The sequence below is a fragment of the Belliella pelovolcani genome, assembly GCF_900156785.1.
Lineage (GTDB): Bacteria > Bacteroidota > Bacteroidia > Cytophagales > Cyclobacteriaceae > Belliella > Belliella pelovolcani.
On sequence record NZ_FTOP01000015.1, the window covers coordinates 85,809 to 108,627 of the forward strand.

Consider the following 22,819-nt stretch of genomic DNA (forward strand, 5'->3'; position numbering starts at 1 on the left):
TTAATTATGCAAATTTTACTTATAATAAAATAAAAAAAGAGGCCTGTCTGTAACAAGCCTCTTCTCTTATTGTTTCAATTTATTTTAATTACCCTCCATACCCTTGGTTCTGTACCAAATTCGGATTGGCATCCATCTCTCTCTGTGGAATCGGGAATACCATCCTAGGATCGTTAAATTGATAAGTGGTATTTCCTTCTGTCACCGAACCACGAGTCCTTTTCACATCATGAATCGCATGACCTTCGTGTGCCAACTCAAGCTTTCTTTCTCTTAAAATCTGCTCCAAAGTCACCGTAGTCAAAGCTGGAAGGCCGACACGAGCCCTCACTCTATTGATATCTTCTAGCGGTGTGGCTCCTGTTGTAGTGCTGGCTCTTAAATTTGCCTCTGCTCTTGTCAGATATAACTCAGCCAAGCGCATCACTTTTACATTCTTAAATTGATCCCTCCACTTGGCTGTTCTTTCCTCACCTGCATCAAAGAAGAATTGATCCAATCTATCATCGTCAGCCTCGTATTGTGCAATATGCTGAGAAAGTATCGCCACATCTCCACCTCTTGCACCAAACTGAGGCAAGGAGTAGAACAAGAACATGTCATTAGCAGGATCCTGGGTATTGACTTGAATAGTAAACAAATCTTCCTGAGAGTCATTGTCCGTGTTGAAAGCATTCATAAATACCGGCACCAAGCTTTTCCCATTCGTAGTAGCAGTATTGATCGCTCTATTAGCGGCATCTCTAGCATCTCCAAATCTTTCCATTTGTAGGTATACACGAGATAGCTGAGCCGATACTACATAGTTTCTAGCCAAGAATGAATTCACAGCAGGCAACAATGATTCCGCTCTATTCAAATCATTGAGAATCTGTTGATATACTTCTTCTACGGTATTTCTGCTTACAAAACTCTCTTCGTCAATCTGACGAGTAGGCTGCAACACCAGTGGAACCCCAAGATTTGAACTCACATTACCTGATGTGTAAGGCTGAGCATAAAGCTTGATCAATTCAAAATACATCGAGCCTCTGATAAACAAAGCTTCTCCTTCTACTCTTCCTCTGTCTGATTCATTCACTACATCCAAGGCAGAGAGCACGTTGTTGGCTACGTTAATCGCTCTGTAAGCTGCAGCCCAAGTACCCTCCACAAAAGAGTTGTTCACGAATATCTGCTTGTTAAACATCTCCCTTGGTTGATTGAAAGTACCTTCCCACCTTACTTCATTGTTTGCTCCTAGCATTTCTGAATACAGCTGTAATCTACCTCCGTAAAGGGACGTACTTCTCATTTCTGCATATGCCCCCAACAAAACACTCTTTACATTAGCATCAGAATTCAATGCCAAGCTTTGATCGATACTTTGTTGTGGAGAGATGAACAATTGATCGTCACAGCTACTAAAAACTGCTGTCAATCCTATTAATCCCGTGATTATATATTTTTTCATCTTCGTATCTTATTTAAAATCCTACATTAATACCCAAAGAGAAAGTCTTAGCCTGTGGTGCAGAGTAGAAATCATTGCCTTGGAAGACATTACTTGCCAAGTAATCTGCATTCACCTCAGGATCCCATCCTTTGTAATTGGTCAATGTCAACAGGTTCTGTCCTGTGAAGAACACACGCATGGAGTTTACCTTGAATCTCTCTAACTGTGCTTTTGGAATATTGTACCCAAAAGTCAAGGTTCTCAATCTCAAATAGCTACCATCCGAAATGTATCTGCTAGATGCCTGACAACCATTACAGTCACCCAATCTCGCCTGAGGAACATCAGTGATGTCTCCTGGATTTTGCCATCTTCTCATTTGGTCTCTGGTAGAGTTATCAAACCAATCTCCATTTGCGGCAAAGAAACCTCCACCACCATCGAAGATGTCATTGCCATATACACCTTGGAAAAGGATACTCAAATCAAAGTTTTTATAGGTCAAGTTATTGGTAATACCTCCAAAGAATTTCGGATTTGGATCACCTACAAATTGTCTTTCAGCCTCGTTGTAGTCATTAGTAGTCTCAGTTCTTTCTGCATTGGTATAGTAAAGTGCATCGCCATTAGCTGGGTCTACACCTGCATAAGCTGGACCATAAAACACCCCGATTGACTGACCTATAAATACGCCATTCAAGAACCTCGAAGAAGCTGGAGGAATGGAAGTCTGACCCGGAGCAAGCTCTCTCACCCTATTGATGTTTCTAGCAAAGTTGAAAGATGTATTCCAGGTGAAGTCCTGTCTGGCAACATTGACTGAGTTGAGGACAATTTCCACCCCGTAGTTTTGCATTCTACCGATATTCTGTCTCTGAATATTGAATCCAGAAGTAGCCGGTACTGGAACATTCAACAATAAATCTGAGGTGTTTTTGTCGTAAAAATCAAGCTCCCCCGTGATTCTATCATTGAATAAGGCGAATTCAACCCCCAAGTCCAACTGAGCCGTTTTTTCCCAAGTCAAGTTTGGATTGGGAATCTGTGTTGGTCTCAAACCTGGAATCAAAGCATAAGCTGCCGATCCATACAAACCTAGGTGATCAAAGTTCCCAATTTCAGCATTTCCTGTCAGACCATATGAAGCTCTCAACTTTAACAAGCTCAGTTTTTCATTACCTTTCAAGAAACCCTCTTCTGACAAAATCCAACCCACGGAAGCCGCTGGGAAGAAACCATACTTATTGTTTTCTCCAAATCTAGAAGACCCGTCTATCCTTGCACTTAAAGTTGCCAAATATTTATCCGCATACTTGTAATTTACTCTTGTGAAGTAAGACAAGAAAGAGAAGTTGGTCACAGAAGAAGAACCACCTATGATTTCTGCAGCAGAAGCAAGTGTTCTCAATTCGTCAAGCGGAAATTCTTGCCCCTCAACAAAAGTGAAATATTGATCAGACTTCTGGAAGGACATCCCAGCAATCGCTTCTAAATTATGCTTGTCAGCAAAATTTTTGGTGTAAGTGAAGTAATTGTTCGTATTGTAATTGAAAATTCTAGTCCATCTAGATCTACCAAAACCATTGGTAGAAAGACCAAGATTGGTCCTAGAACCAAAGAATTGCTCTTCATTTTGGTTCATGATATCTACTCCAAACTCAGAGCGGAACCTCAAATCATCTCTTAATTTGTACTCCCCAAATACATTGGTGATATTTCTAAAAGAAGTATTCAACCATTCTGCATTTTCAGAATCAATCAAGTTGTTGTAATAAGTAGCCGTTGGTCTATCATACAGCTGCCCATTCAAATCTCTAATGGGAGTGATCGGCGCTAGCGCCACCAATTGCATTGGGTTGTTGAACTGATTATCATCCGCCAATCTATTATTTTGGGTTCTTGTCAAACCGAAGTTTGCACCAACTGTAAATCGATCAGAAACAGAATGATCTAAATTCAACCTGGCAGAAACTCTTTCAAAATCATTTCTGATCAAAATTCCATCCTGCTTGTCATAAGCTCCTGAAAAGAAAAATCTGGTCTTCTCGTCGCCCCCAGAAGCAGAGAAATTTACATTCAACGTGCCTGCATTAGGATTGAAAGCTTGCTTTTGCCAATCTGTATCTGTTTCTCCTGTTCTCCAATCTGACCAACCAGAGTATCTGTCCAAACGACTATCTACAAACTGCAGCTCTGAGCCTGGATAATCAGCAGGATTATTCAATGGATCTGCTCCAAAATAAATCCTATCGATGTTGTTACCCGCCTCTCTCATCAACTCAACAAATTCAGAAGCATTCAAAAACTCTCTCAATCTAGTAGGAGAAGACACCCCTCTTTGAATACCCACATTGAACTTGGTTTTACCTTTGGCTCCTGATCTAGTCGTGATCAAAACTACGCCATTTGCTGCCCGTGCACCATAAATTGCAGCAGCAGAAGCATCTTTCAAAACTTCAAAAGACTCAATATCATTGAAGTTGATGTCAGAAAGTGGATTGTAAAGTCCAATCGCACCAGTCGTGGTCATAGGAATACCATCGATCACATAAAGAGGATCATTACCCCCAGAGATAGATGTGGTACCACGAACACGGATCTTTACACCTTCTCCCAATTTTCCACTAGAAGATTCTACAAATACACCAGCCATTCTACCTTGAAGTGCTTCTTGGAAGTTGGGAACTGGTACAGTTGCCAAGGCATCTCCTTTGACAGAAGCAATATTCCCTGTCAAATCACCTTTGGTAGTACTACCGTAACCCACCACCACTACTTCACCAAGGGTTTTGGCATCTGGGTTTAGCGTTACGTTGATGGTAGAGGAGCTTCCCACTGCAAATTCTTGGGAAACAAATCCAACAAATGAAAACACCAAGGTTTCGTTTGCATTGGCTTGTATGGTATACCGACCATCCAAGTCTGAAATCGCGCCACGTGTAGTTCCTTTCACCAAGATATTCACCCCTGGTAGAGGTTCACCATCTTCAGAAGAAATTACCGTCCCCGAAATTTGACGCTGTTGCGCTGTTACTTCTTGATGAAGTACCAAAGCAAAAAGCGCAATAACAAAGAGTAAAGCTTTTCTCATAAGGTAATTTAGTTTAGTTGAACTGTAAATATTGCGCTATTTAACAAATTATCAAAATACCTGTAAAATGATCAAAAACCATTTAAAATTATATTCTATTGTATTTTCTCAATATTTAATAGCGATCATAATCAAATACAACAAAAATAAATTTTGAAATCAAAAAATCAACATACCAAATGGGACCAAGCGGTCTTTTTTTTGTTTAAAAGGTGAATTAATAAATTGTTTGGCAAAACAATGCTTTCAATCCACAAAAAGAATTTTATTCCATAAAAAAATCTTATAGATCATATTAATTCTGAAACTTTCCCATCTTGGAATGGATACCCTTTTTTTAAAATTTGAGCAATTTAAAATAATTATTTTCAACTGATAAACCATCTTGCTCAATACACTATAAAATCCTACTATAATCATTTCAAACACTTCATTCAAACTTCTAGAAAATTTGATCACATACTTCGTTAAAAAAGAAAAAGCCATGAAATAAATCCATGGCTTTCAAAAAGAGCTAATTAGATAACTTAGAATGTAAATCGAATCGACAGTGCAACCTCATCACCCCACCATCCTGTGTAGCCAGAAATATTGAATGCCGGCTTATAATCTAAGGATAAGTTGATTGGTGCATCGGTGAATTTATAATCTAAACCAATGATTCCATCCAAACCGATCACAGTATAGCTTCTGTTAGGCTCGCCCCAAGGAGTATTTCCCCTATTAGCATTCCAAGTACCAATATGGGCACCTCCACCATAAAACCAACGCAAACCTCGTACTTCACGAATGTCATTGTGCACTTCATAGAGACCCGTAATGACCAAGCCTCTCCACCTAGAATGCAAGATACCCTCAATGGCGCCTTTTTCAGTTAGAAAATGTTTCACAGTCAGACCATTGCCAACACCAGCTCTCAAACCGATCCCCGTGTTGTAACCTTGTGCCAAAGTTTCATTACCTACAGCCATAAAGGCGAGGATTACAAGCGTGTAAATTACCTTTTTCATGTTTTTGTAGTTTAGAATAAATATATCAAATAATTAAAAGAAAAACACCTCCTGAGGAGTGATGCACAAATCTAAGGGAATATCGTGCCATTCTTGATCAATTTTTGTTACAGGCTCAAAAAAACTTACACCCACCTTCAATACTTCCTGATCCAATTTACTCAAAAACCCATCGTAATATCCTTTACCATAGCCAAGTCTATTCCCTTTTTGGTCGTATGCCAAGAGTGGTACTAAGACCAATTGGATTTGATCTGTCACTACCTCTTTAGCCATTTTTGGAATTGGAATACCCCAGCTATCAAATGCTAAATCATCTAAAGTTTCCAAGCGTACAGTCACCAACTCACCTGTCTCAGCCTCCAAAATCGATGTATAAAGTTGGTACCCTTGATCAAGTAAAGCAGCTATCAAAGGTAAACTGTCAACTTCCTTGAGTCGCTCGATGGATAAAAATACATGCATATGCTTGATCTCAGGATATTTCACCAAAAAATCAAGAAAGCGCTGATGAATCAGTTCTGACTTTTCCTGAATCTCAAGCGAAGTCATCGCTGCCCTCTTTTTCCTATGTTCAGCCCTAATTTGCTCCTTATTCATTTTCCAACTTCAATATCAAATAATTGAAATCCAATGGATCAAAATTAGCCAAAAGTTTAGCGATAAAGCCCTCATCAGCAAGATAAAACTTCATCATGTTTTCAACCCTTTCCTGTTGATTTCCATCAGGATACATCATTTGCTTCAAAGTCTGCATCCTATTCAAATCAGTTGCTAACCTGCGTTCCTCAGCTTTTCTAACCTTACCAGCTAGGTGATCTAATATTTTTATTGTCCTCACCTTGGCCGCCTCAAAAGCTGACTCCAAAGTGGCATCTACTTTCACAGCTCGTTGCGAAGCCACTGTCATCAACATGGTCAGTTGCTGCTTCTCTTCTGCTAACCTAATATCCAATATGGCATTTTGAGCGACATGCGCTTTTTTCCATGCTTCAAAATCTAGGAACAATTCCATATCTGACAACCCTAATTGCTCTTGCTTCTTTTGTGCCAAGGGCTCTAAAATGACCGCAAAATTACGAGGCATCACAGCTGGAAATGGAACCTGATAGTACTCAAAAACACCCTTCAACTGAAACCAATAGGCAACCTCAGCTGGACCACCCAAATAGGCTATATTAGGAAGAATCATTTCCTGATAAAGTGGCCTCAGCACCACATTGGGGCTGAATCGCTCTGGATGAGATTGGATCAAATCCTTGATTTCTGATTCACTATAGACCATGGAAGTATTCAGTACCTGGTACTGACCACCTACCTTTTCTATGCGCTCCCTGACACCCTTATCCATATAGAAAAAATTGATCTCGCGAGGGAAAACCTGGCTTTTATACCCTAACTGCTCTAGTGCAGCCGTCTTTTCATTTGCCTTTTGAAAAGGTATATGATCTACAAGATCACTTTCCACTACTGGAATCAAGAGCTTCTTCAAGGCTACATCATTCCCATCAATGATGACCAATCCTTCAGCTGCGAATAAGGTATGAACATACTTTCTTGCAGCTTCTGCTACCGTCTTGGAACTGAGATAGGCATCTTTAAAAACTTGATGCGCAAAAGGAACTGTTTTTAGAAACTCCCTGAATGAATCATCAATTTCAAACTCCCCAACTGCACCTTGTTGGTTGGTATGCCACTGATACTTCTTCCCATCCAATTTGAAATAATTGACTTCATCAAAGTCATGGTCCTCCGCTCCCATCCAATAGACAGGTACAAAATGGTACTTAGGATACTTTGATTTGAGCTGCTTGGCAAGGTTGATCGTAGAGACGATCTTATAAATAAAGTATAGTGGCCCTGTAAATAAGTTCAGCTGATGGCCAGTCGTCACCGTAAATGTATGGGCTTCTCCCAAACTTTTGATTTGAGCTAAAGATGCATCAGTCAAGTCTATACCAGCATACTGACGCTCCAATGCTTCCACCAAGATTTCTCTATTGCTTTGGCTAAACTGCTTTGCTGCTATCAGTTTCTCAAAATTCTCAATCTTAGGAAAGTGACTATAAAACTCCCTCAATTCATTTTTCTCTGCCAAGTAGTCTAAAAATAATTGCGAGAATTGGCCGGTACACGCGGGCTCCACTGTAGCTTTAATCATGGAATTATTGGGTTGTATGCGAAGATATTGGGTACAAGTTCAACTAACTTGCTTACAAACCATAAAGTTCGAAAATTTTCTGGTATTACAAGAACGGTTAATTCTTGTTGAATATCTTCAAAAATTGTATAAAAGGTATTGAACTAAATGGGCGTATTTTTGGGATATGATGATGTCTTTCAGAAAGTATTAGACACTGAAACCAAACGACAATGAAAAAGAAAGAAATTCCTGTGGATGGCATGAGTTGTGCAGCTTGTGCCGTCTCAATAGAAAATACATTGAAAAACAGTCCTGGCGTAAAGTCAGCCACAGTAAACTATGCCAATCATACCGCCATAGTGGAATGGGAAGATTTGGAGACAAGCATTGGAGAATTACAAAAGGCCGTTCAATCTAGCGGATATGATTTATTGATAGGTGACATTACCCAAGAGGAATTGGATAACAAACAGCAAGAAGCTTATCAAAAACTTAAACAAAAAACGCTTTATGCAGGCATACTGGCCTTCCCTGTTTTTATGATCGGGATGTTTTGGATGCACATGCCTTATGGAAATTACATCATGTGGGCATTGACGACGCCCATACTGCTTGCTTTTGGTAACCAGTTTTTCAAAAACGCATGGAATCAGACCAAAAACCTGTCCGCCAACATGGACTCTTTAGTAGCTATCAGTACCGGCATCGCTTATTGCTACAGTACTTTCAACACCTTCTTCCCTGACTTCTTGATCAGTAGGGGGCTTGAGCCACATGTCTACTTTGAAGCAGCCGCGGTGATTCTGTTTTTCATCCTTCTTGGAAAAATGCTAGAAGCAGGAGCCAAAGCTGGAACAGGTGAGGCCTTAAAAAAATTAATGAGCTTACAGCCAAAGGAATTGATCATCATGGAAAATGGGCTGGAAGTACTCATGAAGACTGATGAAGTAAAAAAAGGAGCGCAAGTACTGATCAAACCTGGCCAGAAAATACCTTTGGATGGAAAAATCATCGATGGGGAGTCTTATGTAGATGAGAGTATGCTCACAGGAGAGCCCATTCCAGTAGCTAAAACCCCCAACTCCGATGTGTACGCGGGCACGATCAATCAAGCAGGAAGTTTTGTCTTTGTTGTCAATGCTGAAAGTAGCCAAACTCTCCTCTCACAGATTATCCAAAGAGTAAAAGCCGCTCAAGGATCAAAAGCTCCCGTACAGAAACTTGTGGATAAAATTGCCTCCATATTCGTCCCAATAGTTTTGGTAATTGGAATTGTCACTTTAATCGTTTGGGGACTCAGCGGAACTACCGATGCTTGGCTCAGAGGGATGTTGGCTATGATTACCGTCTATGTGATCGCCTGTCCATGCGCATTGGGTTTGGCTACTCCTACGGCTATCATGGCCGCCATGGGGCATGGAGCAGAGCTTGGCGTATTGATCAAAGATGCAGAAAGCCTAGAAAGAGGCACTCAAATTGACACTTTGATCCTAGACAAAACTGGTACGATCACAGAAGGGAAGCCTCAAGTGGAAACTTTTGAAGCCACTGAGTTTTTTCAAGAAAAAGATAATACTGCGCTCTATAACTTGGAAAAAAAGAGTGATCATCCATTGGCCAACGCCATTTCAGAATACCTCAAAGGGGATCTCGCTCCTATCCAAAATTTCCAAAGCATCACTGGAAAAGGTGTGGTGGGAGTCTTTCAAGAAGTCACTTACCGCATAGGAAACCTCAAGTGGCTAAAAGCAGAAAAAGTAATACTAGATGAAAAAGTGCTGAAAAAGGCCGAACAATACCTAGCAGAGGGAGCAATCATCGTATTTGCTGCTAGGGAGACAAACTTTCTAGGTTTTTTCAAAATCACCGACCCCGTCAAGCCATCATCTCTCAAGGCCATCCAACAACTCCAAGCCTTGGACATCGAAGTTCAGATGCTTACAGGTGATCAAAAAAATACGGCTGCTTTTATTGCCAATGCAGTAGGCATCAGCCAATACGAGGCTGAAATGCTTCCAGAGGACAAGGCCAACTACATCAAAAACCTTCAAGCCAAAGGCAGAAAAGTAGCAATGGTGGGAGATGGCATCAATGACAGTGAAGCACTGAGTATCGCTGACCTGAGTATTGCCATGGGGCAAGGGGCAGATATAGCAATGGAAGTAGCAGAGATCACTTTGGTCCATGCTGACTTGATCAAAATACCCCAAGCACTACAACTCACCAGGAAAACAGTAAAAATCATCAAACAAAACCTCTTTTGGGCATTTATATACAATGTGATCGGAATTCCTTTGGCTGCAGGTGTGTTATATCCAGCATTCGGCTTCCTACTCAACCCCATGATCGCAGGAGCCGCTATGGCACTTTCCTCTGTCTCTGTGGTAAGCAATAGCTTGAGGCTTAGAAGAGTTATTAGGGATTAGCTGATTAGGAGATTAGGGATTAGTTATTGGGGGCTACAGTAGTTTCAAAAAGAGAATAGAATAGACAATAATCAACAATAATATGAAAACACAACAATTCAAAACTAACGTGAAATGCGGCGCTTGTGTAGCGGCCATCACACCAGAAATGTCAAAATTAGAAAATGCTGAGTGGAAGGTAGACTTGAGCCACCCTGATAGAATACTAACTGTCTCAGGAGCACAAAGTACTGCGGAAATCATCTCAGCCTTGGAAAAAGCTGGTTACAAAGCTGAAGCTATCTAATCAAACAATTCCTTTAAATTTAAACTTAACGTAAATAGGACGATTCAAAATGGCTGCCTATTTCATGTTTATTTTATTAGCTTTGCCCAAAACAATCCTATGATCAATTACCAACAATTTGTACTGGATAATGGCCTACAAGTGCTCGTGCATGAAGATCACAGCACCAAGATTGCCGTAGTCAATATCCTCTACAAGGTAGGATCACGCAATGAGATCGAAGGTAAAACAGGGCTTGCTCACTATTTTGAGCATTTGATGTTTGGAAGTACCAAGCATATCCCTGTCTTTGATACGGCATTGGAAAAGGTCGGTGGTTCTTGCAATGCTTTTACCAATACTGACATCACCAATTACTATATCACGCTACCTGCAGTGAATTTGGAAACGGCTTTTTGGCTAGAATCAGACAGAATGATGAACCTAGCCCTAACAGAAAAAACCATCGAGACCCAGCGAAAAGTAGTCATTGAGGAATTCAAGCAGCGTTACCTCAATCAGCCTTATGGGGATATTTTCCATCATATCAGAGGACTAGCCTATGACCGTCACCCTTATCAATGGCCTACGATTGGCAAAGAGATAGAAGACATCGTCAATTATAAAAAAGAAGATGTAGAGGAATTCTACTTCACACATTACCGTCCTGACAATGCCATTATGGTTGTGGCAGGTGATGTCGCCCTGGAAGAAGTCAAGCGCTTGAGTGAAAAATGGTTTGCAGAGATCCCTTCTGGATCTATCCCCAAAAAAACCATCCCCACAGAGCTCCCTCAAGTCAAGAAAAAAACCAAAATTGTAGCAGCTAAAGTGCCTACTGATGCACTTTATAAGGTCTATCACATGCCAGGCAAGATGCAAGAAGGTTACCTTGAGGCTGATCTGATCACGGATATCATTGGATTTGGTCGCTCTTCTATCCTTGAACAGCAGCTAGTCAAAAATGGACACACCTTCGCTTCAATTGGCGCTTATATCCTCGGAACAGTAGATCCTGGACTAATGGTCTTCTCTGGCAAAATGGAGAAAGGGCGATCAGCAGAAGAGGCGGAGAAGGCTTTGGATGAGGTGGTAGAAGCTTTCAAAAGCAGTAAGATTTCAGATACTATTCTTCAGAAAGTGAAAAATCAAGCTGAAGCCATGAAAACCTACGAATCCATCCAATTGTTGAATAGGGCCATGAGCTTGGCATATTACGCCCATTTGGGCAACCCTAACTATTACCAAGAGGAGTACGAAATCAAAACCCGCATTCCTTCGGACAAAATCATCCATTGGGCCAACACAATATTACAAGAAGAAAATGCTTCGGTGATATATTATAAAAGTGTAAATAAATAATTTATTCATCTTGAGTGAGTATGGTATAGTTATTCATTGATATTTATACCGCTAATGCGAAGATGATGTTGGTAAATTATATACCAATTAGACGCTGAAATTCAAGTATTAAGCTCAAGTTAAAAGTATCGATCAATAAAAAATTGACATAAAGATTCCTTACAAGAAAAATGAAAAAGATAAGAGTTGGATTTGGTTATGATGTGCATCAGCTACAAGCAGGCTATGATTTTTGGCTCGGCGGGATCAAGCTTGCCCATGAAAAAGGTGCCGTAGGACATTCTGATGCAGATGTACTCATTCATGTCATCTGTGATGCCTTGCTAGGTGCGGCCAACATGAGGGACATTGGCTACCATTTTTCGGATAAAGACCCAAAATACAAGGGCATAGATTCTAAAATCCTACTCAGAGATGTGATGAAACTAATTCGGGAAAAAGGCTATGAAGTGGGGAATATTGATTCTACCATCTGTCTACAAATCCCAAAAGTAAACCCTCATATTCCTGAAATGAAAAAATGCTTGGCGGAGGTCATGGGTATCGATGAGGAAGACATCTCCATCAAAGCAACTACCACAGAGCAGCTAGGCTTCGTCGGTAGAGAAGAAGGTGTATCTGCTTATTGTGCTGTACTGATTGAAAAAGCTTAAGTATGTCTCAAGAAATTAAAATCATCACCACCGAAGACGGTTCACACTCCCTATATCATGCAGGGTTGAACGAAACCTACCACTCCTTCCATGGCGCATACCGTGAGTCTGTTCATGTGTTTATGCTATATGGCTTGGAAACTTGGTTCATGAGAAATCCAGGGGTACAGCCTATTCGGATTTTTGAAGTCGGATTTGGAACAGGTTTGAATGCATGGCTCACCTTGGTATGGGCTGAGCAAAACAAAATCCCTGTTTTGTATCACAGCATTGAGCCATTTCCATTGGAAAAGGAAATCTACAGCCAGCTCAACTATACCGAGGTAGATGAGACGATCATGCATTACAAACCTTATTTTGAAAGGCTACATCAAGCTCCTTGGAATGAAGGCGCAATTGTCTCAGAATATTTCAATATGAAAAAAGACATCACCACGCTAGAGGAGGTACAACTTTATCCTACGGATGTGGTGTTTTTCGATGCATTTGCGCCCAGCAAGCAGCCAGAACTCTGGACCAAAGCCATGCTAGAAAAGGTGACGGAAAGTATGAATTCAGGTGGTATTTTCACTACCTACTGCGCCATGGGACAGCTCAAACGAGATCTAAAAGACTTAGGTCTTACAGTAGAGACCTTACCGGGCCCTCCAGGAAAAAAAGAAATGACAAGAGCCGTGAAATAAAACTACTCCTCTTCTTTCCTTTTTAAGACTGGAAGTTTTTTGGGCGGGCGTGACTGACCAAAACCAAAGGTGCCCTTCAAACCCGAAAAGGTTGTCTTCCACCAATAATTGAATATGAATTTCTCAGTATCTCTAGGTTCATAGATGGAACCTTTGACCGTATTCCTCGGAAACTTCCGTGGATTATGACTCTTCAAAGCAAAAGTATTCAAGACAAAAGTAAGGATACGCTTCCTACCTTTTCCCAACTCTAGGGTTCTCTCATCCAGCAAATCTACCCTGAGGTCATTGTAGGATAGCACCATACTTCCTCGGGCATCTTTATTATCCGCTGTAAACGACCAATCACCACCATGGACGCGCCCCTCACGAACTTGTGCAAATGCATTTGGCACTAGGATAGAATTGATCAAATCGAAATCAAATGCTCCTAATTGCGCATTGATCTGCATAGGGTAAGGTGATTGGTAGCGCATCTGACCTTGGAGGCTAATATCTGCTTGCCCATTGAGCTTGCCCATCGCAAGGATATAGCTCTTTTCCAAAGAAAAATCTTCTGGGTCATTCCCCAAATGGAAGGGATACAACGCTGCATAGAGTTCTGAAAAATAGATCTCCCCTGGCACAAGTCCCCTCTCCGGGAATTCAGTATAGCGCACCTTACCATTGATCAATTGTAAGGTGTCAATCTCGGCAACAAAACCCACTTGCTGCATCAATTCCTGCGGCATCATCTTGTATTGATCCTTGGGAAGCGGAAAGCGTTTGTCTCTGAATATTGATGCTTCCAAATCTATCACTTCGACCAAGGATGCTTGGAGCTCCTGCTTATCTGCTAGTCGCTCCAGATTGGGTGAGTAGATCAAGATCTCTGGAATCATCATCTCCATGACATCTATTTCCTTATTCATCTTCCTTGTGTAAGCAAATCTCCCATAGCGAGGCTTCATACTTACATTCTGAAGCTGAATCTGATCCTGACTGATCAATGCATATCCAATGGTGAGCACCTTCATGCTGTCTTTGGTGTAAAGCTTATAATCAGGTAAGCTGACTTTGAACTCCTTTTTCAACAAGGCCGCCTGATCAAATCCAGACATTTCCTCCAAATCAATGTCTAAATCCTTCAAACTGATGTTAAGCTTATTGAAATACTGCGGTTCCTTGGAGGAGTTTTTGTCAAAGAAAGCCAGGTTTCCATCTACAATCTCAAACTCATCAACCTTGATAGTTTCCAATACAGTCTTAGCATCTTGCTCACCTTCAAGTGGCTCTTGCTCAGGTTTTTTGGCATCATCTAAGAAAATCTCAATATCAGGCCTGAAAAGCCTCAATTCACTGATCAAAAGATCCTTGTTGAATTGCACATCTGATACCGCCTCGGTCTTGATCAAGGCAGTGGGTATATGGCCAGATATGACCGGTATTCCTGGCTTTCCTGACAAGGTGTAAGGTATAATCCTTAAGTTGTTCAGAAAAATACCCTCGTAGCGCGTATCCAATTCTACTTTGGTGAATGTCACACGATGCACACTATCTGGCAATGTCAGCCAAAACTCATCAATGGCCAATGACAATCCTCCAAAAAACCCTGAAATATCCCCCTTACTCAAAGTAGCAGAGTCAAGCATAAAGTCATAAATGGACAAATTGATCCCTGTATCGACTAGCTCACTCCTGACCCCATTTTCTCTAAATGACAAATTGAAATTGGCATTTTCTGCAGTGACGGTGTCAATACTAATCAGATTGATCGTCTTAGGTAGTGTTCTATCTCTTCTCCTGCTAGACTCCACTTCATCAGTATCATCAAAATCTTTGTTAATCAATAAGTTCACAGAGGAACCCGAAAACTTCACTTTACTTAAGCTCAATTCATTATCAAAAAGAAAGCGCTCTAAATCCACTCCCGTAAATGAAAGGCTTGGGATATTGGCCGATATCCTCGTCTTATCTAAGATATTGTTGCTTGGGCGAAGCTGTACATTGCTGGTAATGATTTCTTCTCGAGCCGTATTGAAGCTAATGCGGTCTGCCACGATGTTATATTTCCCATCGGCAATACTGAAAACATAATTGTTCAGCCCCAAGTCTACTTCCTCTGAAAATAGTAATCGGAAGTCTTCAGGTTTGGTGTTTTGATCTACGCTGAAGTTTTTGACTGCGATAGAGACGTTGTCTTCCGAAAAAGTCCTGATATTCTCCCTCACATAGTTTTCATAGTTCAAACTCCCGCGCTGTAAGATCAAAGAGTCTACTGTCACAGCAGTAAAATAATTCTGAAGCAATTCTAGCACATCTTGCTGCTCTACTTTTTCATCCTCCGACCTCTCCCGTTGCCTATAGCTATACACGTTGATTTTGGGAGAAGGAACCCTGATCTGCTTGATTTTGAGCACACCTCCAAAATAGGCCTTATTCAAGTCTACCCCTGTTGCCAAGAAACGAGGGACATAAATGTCAATTACTGTGTTTTTATCATATCGGTCCAGTACATTCTGAATCTGATCCCTGTCAAAGGGACGAATAGAAAAACCCTCAATCCTGACTAATGATGCTTTGGTGTCAAGATAAACATTGGATGCTTTGAAAACATGTAGGTTATCGGATAGCTTGAGCGCATAGTCTTTCAGTTCAATCTGTAATGCCTCCGCTAAAAAAATACTTTTGCTATTTTTACCTGCCTGGTCATCCAAGGCAAATTTTTCAAGCACTAAATTTACTGTACCAAATGAAAGACTATCCTGTCTAACCCTCAGGTTGTTATCCACTACAAGTGACCCTTCTTTTATTTCCAGTCGATTGACATAGATTGCTTGCAAAAAATCTTGTGTGAGTGCCTGAAGGTCAAATGGTTTTTGATTTCCATTGCCAGTTTTGACATCTCTAAGGATGATTTCCGGACTATTGATCATCACTTCTGCAATGTCTACAATCCCCTGATTATAGATTTTTTTGAGATTGGAGTCTTGGATGTCTAAGGCTGGAACATGAATTTCAAAAATGGTCAATTCTTCATCTTCCTCCGCCTCTGCCGTAGGTGAGATCCTGACATCCTTCACTTGAATAGCATCATCAAAAGAAGAAAGAGAAACAAAATCACCCGTAATTCTGTGGATTTCATCCCCTAGCGCAATTTCTACTTGATGCAATTTCACAGCAGCATCTTGTGCATAGAAGAATTGATTCTTCTTCAGAGATTCATTTGGACCGACATAGACATCTTTCATCTCGAAATCTATCCGATCTGCTTTGATACGGTGATGCTCAGTATCTGAGACATTTCTTTGTGTAAACTTCCCTTCCTCGATGACCAAATCAGCAATCTGTATGGAAGTGAGTATCCCTTCTATCAATTCATAAAGATCAAAAATTCCCTTATCAGATTTGACCTCTCTTGGCGTGGAATAAAGGTTAAATTCCGGTCTAACCAACCTCAAGGATCCAACATCCACTTCAGAAGTATAAAACACCTTGTTCACATCAGCATCTGTAAGCCGGAGGTTTGCCAATTCAACTTGAAAATAGCTCAAAGACGGTTTTGACAAATCAGGGGAAATACTGATTTTCTTCGCCTCGATGTATTGCTCCAACGAGGAAATATGCACTTCGGAGGCCTGAATCGTATGGACACTGTCGGCTAGAAGGATTTCGAAATTATCTAAATCTATGGCAAAACCTGCTGCATTGAAGGGGGTCTGTGGACTTCTTTCCTGAAGGAGCTGAATATCCTTTACGCGAATATCAGCATGATCGACCTTGATGGACTTTTGGGAAATGAAATTCTTTAACAATAGATCTGCTTCATCTACCAATAGTTCTTTGATCCTAATCTCTCGAAGTCCCAAGTCGCCAAAGGTCTTCTTGATCTCTTCTTCAAGCAACATCAAGGGGGAAGTTTCTCCTTCCTCCAAAAGTTCTTCCAGGTCCTCCTGAAGCTTAAACTCTATGGAAGGATCACTTAATTTAACCAAACCGATCTGAAACTCACGCTTACCAAAAAGGTAAAATAGCCTTGTTAGTGATACTTTTGGTACAGCAATTTTGTAATAAGGAATATATGACAACTCCTCAAAAGCATCTTCCACGGGATTGAGGCTCAAGCCTTCAAAAATCACCCCTCTAGCAAAAAGAGAAATGTAAAAGCGGTCAAAATCAATTTCATATTTCTCCTCAGACGCTTGAGAAACTTTCTTCTTAAGGTAATTTCTTAGGAAAAAGTCAGAAGAAAAGTAAGTCACCACCTGCAGCACCAACAGGATTGCAAGGACGATTCCTGCAGGCTTAAGGTATCTTAGAGCCCTCAATTTCCAAGTTTTGTACTGTGCTGTTGGTTCAGTCATACCTTTTTCCACTAAAGTAAAAGTAATACAAAACCTTCGGAAATAAACAATATAGCGCTAGGCAATATTCAAGAAACCCAATCTTTACCAAGACGGATTGTAAAGATTTCTAGGAGACTAACCAACCTCAACCCCTCGGGGCTACAATCCCCTCCGTTGCGCTCGCTGCGTCAACGTTGCGATCGCCGCGAGAACCCATATTTCAAAAAAGCATCTTTGAGTTCTTAGTGCTCCTTCGCGCTCTTAGTGTTCCAAAAAAATTACTGTGACCCTTTAATCTTTATCCTCCTCTCTCCTAATTCAACCAAGATTCTTTATCGTTAAACGTTCAATGTTAACTGTTCAACGAAGGAACCCAGTAAATTCACAATTCCTCCACGATCAACACTTTAACTCTTAACGTTTAACTATTAACCCTAAACAGTTAAGCAACCCGGACACTTCGGGGCAATTGAACATTGTCTACCCCCTTCAACCTTCATCCCTTACTTGGTACTTTGTACTTCGTACCCCTGTCCCCTAATTTCCTCCTTCCTTTCTTCAAATCCAGCCATTCCAAATTCGACCCCTCCAGGGTCACAAATATTATCCAAACTAACACTCCCCATATCCACCCGGTTTTCACCCGGGGCTATTTATGGTTCAAGCCCTTCAGGCTTTTTATATTGCTTTGACTTTTCAAAAACTGTAATCCCTAGTTTTCCTCATCTCTCCTCCTTCCCCCTTCGTATAATTCGTGTAATTAGTGGTTCCCCCTTCACCCTTCCCTCTTCCTATTTTACTTCGTCCCTTTTTCCTTATATTTATCCCCATGTTTGGTGCGCTTCTGCTTATCCTATTTCTTTTCTTCCTGACTCAACCCATATTGAGCAGCATTCAAGCCAAACACAAATGGCTCAAGGCAGGACTATTGAACCAACTCTTCTGGTACCACATGTTTTTTGGAGGAGTCTATTACACCTATGCACTTTTCAATCGGTCTGATTCCCATGCATATTACATGAAAACGAAAACATATTGGCGTAACTGGTCAGATGCTTTTCATACGGGTACTGACTTCATGGAGTGGCTTGCTTTCCCCTTTATCAGATACCTGAATTTCAATTATGAAATGACAATGTTCCTTTTTACCTGGTTTGGGTACTTAGGATTTGTCTACTTTTACCTATTCATCAAAGAAAACCTCCGCTTCAACCCCAAGTTCGAAGGCTGGGATGCCATTACCATCTTCATGTTTTTACCCAACATGCACTTCTGGACAGCATCTTTGGGCAAGGGGGCGATTATATTTTGTGGATTAGGATTTTTAGTTTACGGCTTATCATGGCCTGGAAAACGAATCCCTCACCTGATCATCGGAGGCTTCTTATCATACATGGTTCGCCCTCATATTTTGGTAGCAGTATTGATCGGAATGGCGGTGGGTTTTGTCTTAGGCAAAGAAAAAGTGCCCATTTATCAGAAATATTTGGTAGCGCTAGCAGGAGTAGTTTTTTCCATTGTCATGTATGAAAGTATCATCCTTTACTTAGGTTATGATCCCAATAACTTACTGGACTCCTTTCAAGAGGAGGCTGCATTAAATGCCCATAGACTAAGCTATTCAGCAGGCTCTGCCGTAGACATGAACAATTACAGCTTACCCATGAAGCTCTTCACTTTTTGGTTTCGCCCACTATTCATAGATTCACCAAATTTACTTGGTATAATCGTCAGCATGGAAAATGCCCTTTACATCTACATGTTTAGCAAAATATTCAGCAAGGACTTCATCACCTACATCAAGGAAGCCCCATCCATGGTCAAAATGTCCGGCGTGGTATTCATCTCCATCTCGATCTCCATGACCTACATCATGTCCAACTTGGGCATCATCATCCGACAAAAAAGCCAAATCATGTACTTCATGCTCTTTGTGATCGTCGCCTTCATGGACTGGCAAAAAACACAGCGCATCAAAAAACGCGCAATAATCTACAACAGAATCGTGGAGGAAGAGGAGAGGAAGCGGGCTGAGATGGAGAAATAATGAATTTTCAAAACGACTAAAATGGATTCAATCACCATTCAAATATTTTATGCTAGATTATCATAAAAAGACCCTTATTTGGAAGAAAAAACATTTTTGGTTTGGTCTAGCTATTGTTATCATTTTCTATTCACCCTACATCATACTTGGTCAAGACAGTGTTTGGTATGCCAATGATTACACCGAACTAGTCATCCATTGGTTCAAGCTCCTGATAGATCACAATGCCATCCTTAAGCCCAATGATTATCCCATCATAGGCATGCTAGATGTGCTGCCTAGAGGCTCCTTTGCTTCAGAGTTTTATCTGAAAACATGGTTGTTTTACTTGCTGACACCTTACCAAGCCATCCTGATCAATAAACTGCTGATTCATTTGACAGCCTATGTCAGCGCTTATCATTTTCTTACTAAGATTTCACATGACTGGATGCAAGGTCCCAAATTCCTGTATGCCCTATGCTGGGCTTGCATTCCTTTCTGGCCAGAAGCAGGTATTGGTCTAGCCTTGACACCATCTGTATTTTGGGTGTTTTATAAGCTAAGCCAGGGAAGCAAAATCAGTTTCCCTATAATCCTGCTCATTCTAGTGCTTTGCTTTTATTCTTATTTTCACCTCAATGGCATTTTCTTGGTTTTAATACTAGCAGCTTACGGCTTATATACCCTTATTACCCAGAAGGTTGCTTATAGAAACTACTGGTTAATGCTATCATTTTTGACTGTGACATATTTGCTTTTCAATTACAGAATGTTTGACATTTACTTTTTTCAAAGAGACTGGTTTACTCCCCACAGAATTGAGTACGATATATACAGCTTTGGACGGTATCATAAGAATGTAGGATACAAACTCAAACATTTGTTGCTATTTGGAGAAATTCACGCAGTATTAATATCTCCTATTCTTTATTTTACTTTATTGGGCTATTTAATCTTTTCTAACTATTTCAAAACAGAAAGCAACAAATACATTTTTCTTTTAAAAGTCTTTATAGGGGTGAATTTCGTAGCGCTTATAGCGTCATTGTTGACATACATTCCATTAATCGAAAAACTACCGATTATTGAGAAAATCAACCAATTTAGCTTCGAAAGATTCTATTATCTGATTTATCCATTTTTAATCTTTGCCTTTATTTTGATCGTGGATCAAATGACCAGGCACATGCAGTTAAAAAAATATGGATGGTTATTAATTACACTTCTACTAACTTATAACTTCTTAGTGCTAGATGATAATACAAAAAATAAAATTTTAAAACCAATTGTTGGCATTGGGAACAAATACCCAACTTTTAAACAATTTTTTGCAGAAGAACAATTCACAGAAATCAAAGATTTTCTACATCAATTAGGACATCAAGATTATAAAGTGGTAAGTGTTGGTATGCATCCAGCCATCGCCTCTTTCAATGGTTTACATGCCCTAGATGGTTACACAGGAAATTACCCTCTGCGCTATAAAAATGAGTTTTATGAAATCATCAAAGATGAATTAGGTGCTGATGATCGTAAAAATTGGCTCTATTGGCACTTTAAAGGTTGGGGAAACAAAGCCTATATGTTTAATCATACAAACAATGACGATTTTATGAGGCTCAAATGGTTTGAACCTACTTCAATAGACGCACCGAAATACAATTATGAAAAACTCAAAGAAATGGGTTGCTCTTTTATTTTATCCGCTGACTTGATAATCAATGAATCCAAACTAGAATTAATCAATACATTTGAACATGATAGATCAGCATGGATCATTCACCTTTATGAAATCCAATAAACCAAAACTAAAATTCAGCTTGAAAAAAATAAACATCATCGATTTTGGCTCCTAGGTTTAGTTGCTGCTTTAGCATCACTATTACCATTTGCAATCATGCCAAATGCAGTTATCAACTATTTGGGAATGCATTTTCAGGTTTTGGTTTTTGTCCTCACGCTGACATTCGGATTTGCCATTCGTGTGAAGCTAGAGTTATTTCGATTATCATGGATCCATGGGCAAGTTATAGCTACGATAGTATTTTTGATCATTGCGTTCAGTCAATGGCAAGGCAGCCAAGATGTATACAGACAGATTCAGCACCGGCATATCGTATTATCAGCGCATCAAGGCAGACCTGATACAGTCTATTTACCACCTATCAGATATAATCAAAATTTCTTTTCCCACTTATCCTATGAAATATTAGAAGATGCTGATGAAGCGCATAATCAACGCCTTCAAATGATTCATCAAACGGGACCAGTTGTACTCAAGATCGATGGCCCAACTTCAGCTGATACCATTCCATATACTAAAAACTATAAACTTAACAACTACCTAGACAGAAAACACTGGTAAAACCTAAAACCAATTTGCTTTTCATCATTTCAAAATGCACCCCTTCCTCCCTCATCCTTCCCCCTATACTTGGTTCAACTTGTCCGCCGTGGCGGATTGTACTTCGTACTTCGTACCCCTTCAAAATTCCTCCCTCATCCTTTCCCTTTCTATTCGTATTAATCCCAGCGCTTCAGCGCTCCAAATTAAGAAACGCCTCAAGCTAATTTGAACTTCGTCAATTAATTCTTTCCTCTCAAATCCAAAATAGTTTATTTAATTAGTCCAATTCGTGTAATTAGTGGTTTACTTTTCTCCTTTAACCTTTTCCTCCCTACACCTCCGTTGCGCTCTCCGCGTCATTTCGTTGCGCCCGTTGCGAGAAATCCTTCCCCCTTTTTCTCCCGATCCCTCGGGACACCCCGACCCCTCGGGGAACCAACCCTACAACCTGGCCCGTCACTAAAATGATCCAATGGGATCATTTCTTAACGTTCCGTCCTCCTTTAACCTTTCCCCTCTTCCCTAATTTCCTCCCTCATTTCACTCCCATTTATTTGCATAATTCCCCCAACTCCCTAAATTTGTTCAACCGAGTAAAAAAATTACTCAACCACCCCCTAAGCACAAACCCTGTGACTGAAAGGGCGAAGCCGTTTTCAATGTTTAGTCGGTTATATGCTTAATCGATTAAGCGAGCAAAATAAAAATATAGCGACACAAAACTCACCAAGACCCACAAAGCTCACAAAATTAAATCCTTAGAGATCTTTGTGTTCCTTTGCGCTCTTTGTGTCCCAAATAACTCAATAACCATTCACCTAATAACTAAATCCCCCCACGCTTAACACCCCGATCCCTCGGGGCATCCCGATCCCTCGGGGCATCCCGATCCCTCGGGGAACCAAATTTAGTGCTCTTCGTGCTTCATAGAGCTCTTAGTGTCCCAAAAAAAAGAAGCGACACAAAACTCACCAAGACCCACAAAGCTCACAAAATTAAATCCTTAGAGATCTTTGTGTTCCTTTGCGCTCTTTGTGTCCCAAATAACTC

The 22,819-nt window shown here is 40.5% G+C and carries 15 protein-coding genes; 8 read left to right on the forward strand and 7 right to left on the reverse strand.

Annotation, left to right across the window (positions count from 1 at the left end; all coding sequences use genetic code 11):
* Positions 1–88 precede the first annotated feature (88 nt).
* The 5 genes from BW935_RS14920 to bshC form a co-directional block, all read right to left on the reverse strand.
* The gene (locus BW935_RS14920; RefSeq protein WP_076502583.1) at positions 89–1,453 is read right to left on the reverse strand and encodes a RagB/SusD family nutrient uptake outer membrane protein; all 1,365 of its coding nucleotides are present in this window, start codon (positions 1,451–1,453) and stop codon (positions 89–91) included.
* 13 nt (positions 1,454–1,466) lie between these two features.
* Complete coding sequence (locus BW935_RS14925; RefSeq protein WP_076502584.1) at positions 1,467–4,526, reverse strand: SusC/RagA family TonB-linked outer membrane protein; 3,060 nt, start codon at positions 4,524–4,526, stop codon at positions 1,467–1,469.
* Positions 4,527–5,053: 527 nt separating this feature from the next.
* Entirely contained in the window at positions 5,054–5,536 is a 483-nt protein-coding gene (locus tag BW935_RS14935; protein ID WP_076502586.1) for a hypothetical protein, read from the reverse strand.
* A gap of 33 nt (positions 5,537–5,569) precedes the next feature.
* Positions 5,570–6,136: a 5-formyltetrahydrofolate cyclo-ligase gene (locus tag BW935_RS14940; RefSeq protein ID WP_076502587.1), complete on the reverse strand. Its 567-nt coding sequence runs from the start codon at positions 6,134–6,136 to the stop codon at positions 5,570–5,572.
* Complete coding sequence (gene bshC / locus BW935_RS14945; RefSeq protein ID WP_076502588.1) at positions 6,129–7,697, reverse strand: bacillithiol biosynthesis cysteine-adding enzyme BshC; 1,569 nt, start codon at positions 7,695–7,697, stop codon at positions 6,129–6,131. The genes BW935_RS14940 and bshC overlap by 8 nt, the downstream gene beginning before the upstream one ends.
* A gap of 212 nt (positions 7,698–7,909) precedes the next feature.
* Between bshC and BW935_RS14950 the strand changes: the two genes are divergently transcribed.
* The 5 genes from BW935_RS14950 to mnmD all read left to right on the forward strand — a co-directional run bounded on the left by BW935_RS14950 (position 7,910) and on the right by mnmD (position 13,068).
* Positions 7,910–10,105: a heavy metal translocating P-type ATPase gene (locus tag BW935_RS14950; RefSeq protein WP_076502589.1), complete on the forward strand. Its 2,196-nt coding sequence runs from the start codon at positions 7,910–7,912 to the stop codon at positions 10,103–10,105.
* Between the two features lie 82 nt (positions 10,106–10,187).
* Positions 10,188–10,391, forward strand: a complete 204-nt coding sequence (locus BW935_RS14955) for a heavy-metal-associated domain-containing protein (protein WP_076502590.1) — start codon at positions 10,188–10,190, stop codon at positions 10,389–10,391.
* Between the two features lie 99 nt (positions 10,392–10,490).
* The gene (locus BW935_RS14960) at positions 10,491–11,732 is read left to right on the forward strand and encodes a M16 family metallopeptidase (RefSeq protein ID WP_076502591.1); all 1,242 of its coding nucleotides are present in this window, start codon (positions 10,491–10,493) and stop codon (positions 11,730–11,732) included.
* A gap of 170 nt (positions 11,733–11,902) precedes the next feature.
* Positions 11,903–12,385, forward strand: coding sequence for a 2-C-methyl-D-erythritol 2,4-cyclodiphosphate synthase (ispF, locus tag BW935_RS14965; RefSeq protein WP_076502592.1), 483 nt, complete (start codon positions 11,903–11,905; stop codon positions 12,383–12,385).
* A gap of 2 nt (positions 12,386–12,387) precedes the next feature.
* Positions 12,388–13,068: a tRNA (5-methylaminomethyl-2-thiouridine)(34)-methyltransferase MnmC2 gene (gene mnmD, locus BW935_RS14970; RefSeq protein WP_076502593.1), complete on the forward strand. Its 681-nt coding sequence runs from the start codon at positions 12,388–12,390 to the stop codon at positions 13,066–13,068.
* A 2-nt stretch (positions 13,069–13,070) separates the two neighbouring features.
* On the opposite strand, the gene BW935_RS14975 is transcribed toward mnmD, so the two are convergent.
* On the reverse strand, positions 13,071–17,411 hold the full coding sequence (locus BW935_RS14975) for a hypothetical protein (RefSeq protein WP_076502594.1): 4,341 nt from the start codon (positions 17,409–17,411) through the stop codon (positions 13,071–13,073).
* A 485-nt stretch (positions 17,412–17,896) separates the two neighbouring features.
* Positions 17,897–18,019 (reverse strand): hypothetical protein, encoded by a 123-nt coding sequence (locus BW935_RS18785; RefSeq protein ID WP_262484370.1) that lies wholly within the window; start codon positions 18,017–18,019, stop codon positions 17,897–17,899.
* Between the two features lie 203 nt (positions 18,020–18,222).
* On the opposite strand from BW935_RS18785, the gene BW935_RS14980 reads away from it, so the two are divergent.
* The 3 genes from BW935_RS14980 to BW935_RS14990 all read left to right on the forward strand — a co-directional run bounded on the left by BW935_RS14980 (position 18,223) and on the right by BW935_RS14990 (position 21,787).
* On the forward strand, positions 18,223–19,440 hold the full coding sequence (locus BW935_RS14980; RefSeq protein ID WP_076502595.1) for a hypothetical protein: 1,218 nt from the start codon (positions 18,223–18,225) through the stop codon (positions 19,438–19,440).
* Positions 19,441–19,489: 49 nt separating this feature from the next.
* Complete coding sequence (locus tag BW935_RS14985) at positions 19,490–21,223, forward strand: DUF6044 family protein (RefSeq protein WP_076502596.1); 1,734 nt, start codon at positions 19,490–19,492, stop codon at positions 21,221–21,223.
* Positions 21,224–21,319: 96 nt separating this feature from the next.
* A complete protein-coding gene (locus BW935_RS14990; RefSeq protein ID WP_076502597.1) occupies positions 21,320–21,787 on the forward strand; it encodes a hypothetical protein in 468 nt (155 codons plus the stop codon).
* Positions 21,788–22,819 lie beyond the last annotated feature (1,032 nt).

What these genes read in the sequence shown, in the direction of transcription:
- BW935_RS14920 (WP_076502583.1), bottom strand. Translation starts at nt 1,453, where the DNA reads ATGAAAAAATATATAATCACGGGATTAATAGGATTGACAGCAGTTTTT.
- BW935_RS14925 (WP_076502584.1), bottom strand. Translation starts at nt 4,526, where the DNA reads ATGAGAAAAGCTTTACTCTTTGTTATTGCGCTTTTTGCTTTGGTACTT.
- BW935_RS14935 (WP_076502586.1), bottom strand. Translation starts at nt 5,536, where the DNA reads ATGAAAAAGGTAATTTACACGCTTGTAATCCTCGCCTTTATGGCTGTA.
- BW935_RS14940 (WP_076502587.1), bottom strand. Translation starts at nt 6,136, where the DNA reads ATGAATAAGGAGCAAATTAGGGCTGAACATAGGAAAAAGAGGGCAGCG.
- bshC (WP_076502588.1), bottom strand. Translation starts at nt 7,697, where the DNA reads ATGATTAAAGCTACAGTGGAGCCCGCGTGTACCGGCCAATTCTCGCAA.
- BW935_RS14950 (WP_076502589.1), top strand. Translation starts at nt 7,910, where the DNA reads ATGAAAAAGAAAGAAATTCCTGTGGATGGCATGAGTTGTGCAGCTTGT.
- BW935_RS14955 (WP_076502590.1), top strand. Translation starts at nt 10,188, where the DNA reads ATGAAAACACAACAATTCAAAACTAACGTGAAATGCGGCGCTTGTGTA.
- BW935_RS14960 (WP_076502591.1), top strand. Translation starts at nt 10,491, where the DNA reads ATGATCAATTACCAACAATTTGTACTGGATAATGGCCTACAAGTGCTC.
- ispF (WP_076502592.1), top strand. Translation starts at nt 11,903, where the DNA reads ATGAAAAAGATAAGAGTTGGATTTGGTTATGATGTGCATCAGCTACAA.
- mnmD (WP_076502593.1), top strand. Translation starts at nt 12,388, where the DNA reads ATGTCTCAAGAAATTAAAATCATCACCACCGAAGACGGTTCACACTCC.
- BW935_RS14975 (WP_076502594.1), bottom strand. Translation starts at nt 17,411, where the DNA reads ATGACTGAACCAACAGCACAGTACAAAACTTGGAAATTGAGGGCTCTA.
- BW935_RS18785 (WP_262484370.1), bottom strand. Translation starts at nt 18,019, where the DNA reads ATGGGGAGTGTTAGTTTGGATAATATTTGTGACCCTGGAGGGGTCGAA.
- BW935_RS14980 (WP_076502595.1), top strand. Translation starts at nt 18,223, where the DNA reads ATGTTTGGTGCGCTTCTGCTTATCCTATTTCTTTTCTTCCTGACTCAA.
- BW935_RS14985 (WP_076502596.1), top strand. Translation starts at nt 19,490, where the DNA reads ATGCTAGATTATCATAAAAAGACCCTTATTTGGAAGAAAAAACATTTT.
- BW935_RS14990 (WP_076502597.1), top strand. Translation starts at nt 21,320, where the DNA reads ATGCCAAATGCAGTTATCAACTATTTGGGAATGCATTTTCAGGTTTTG.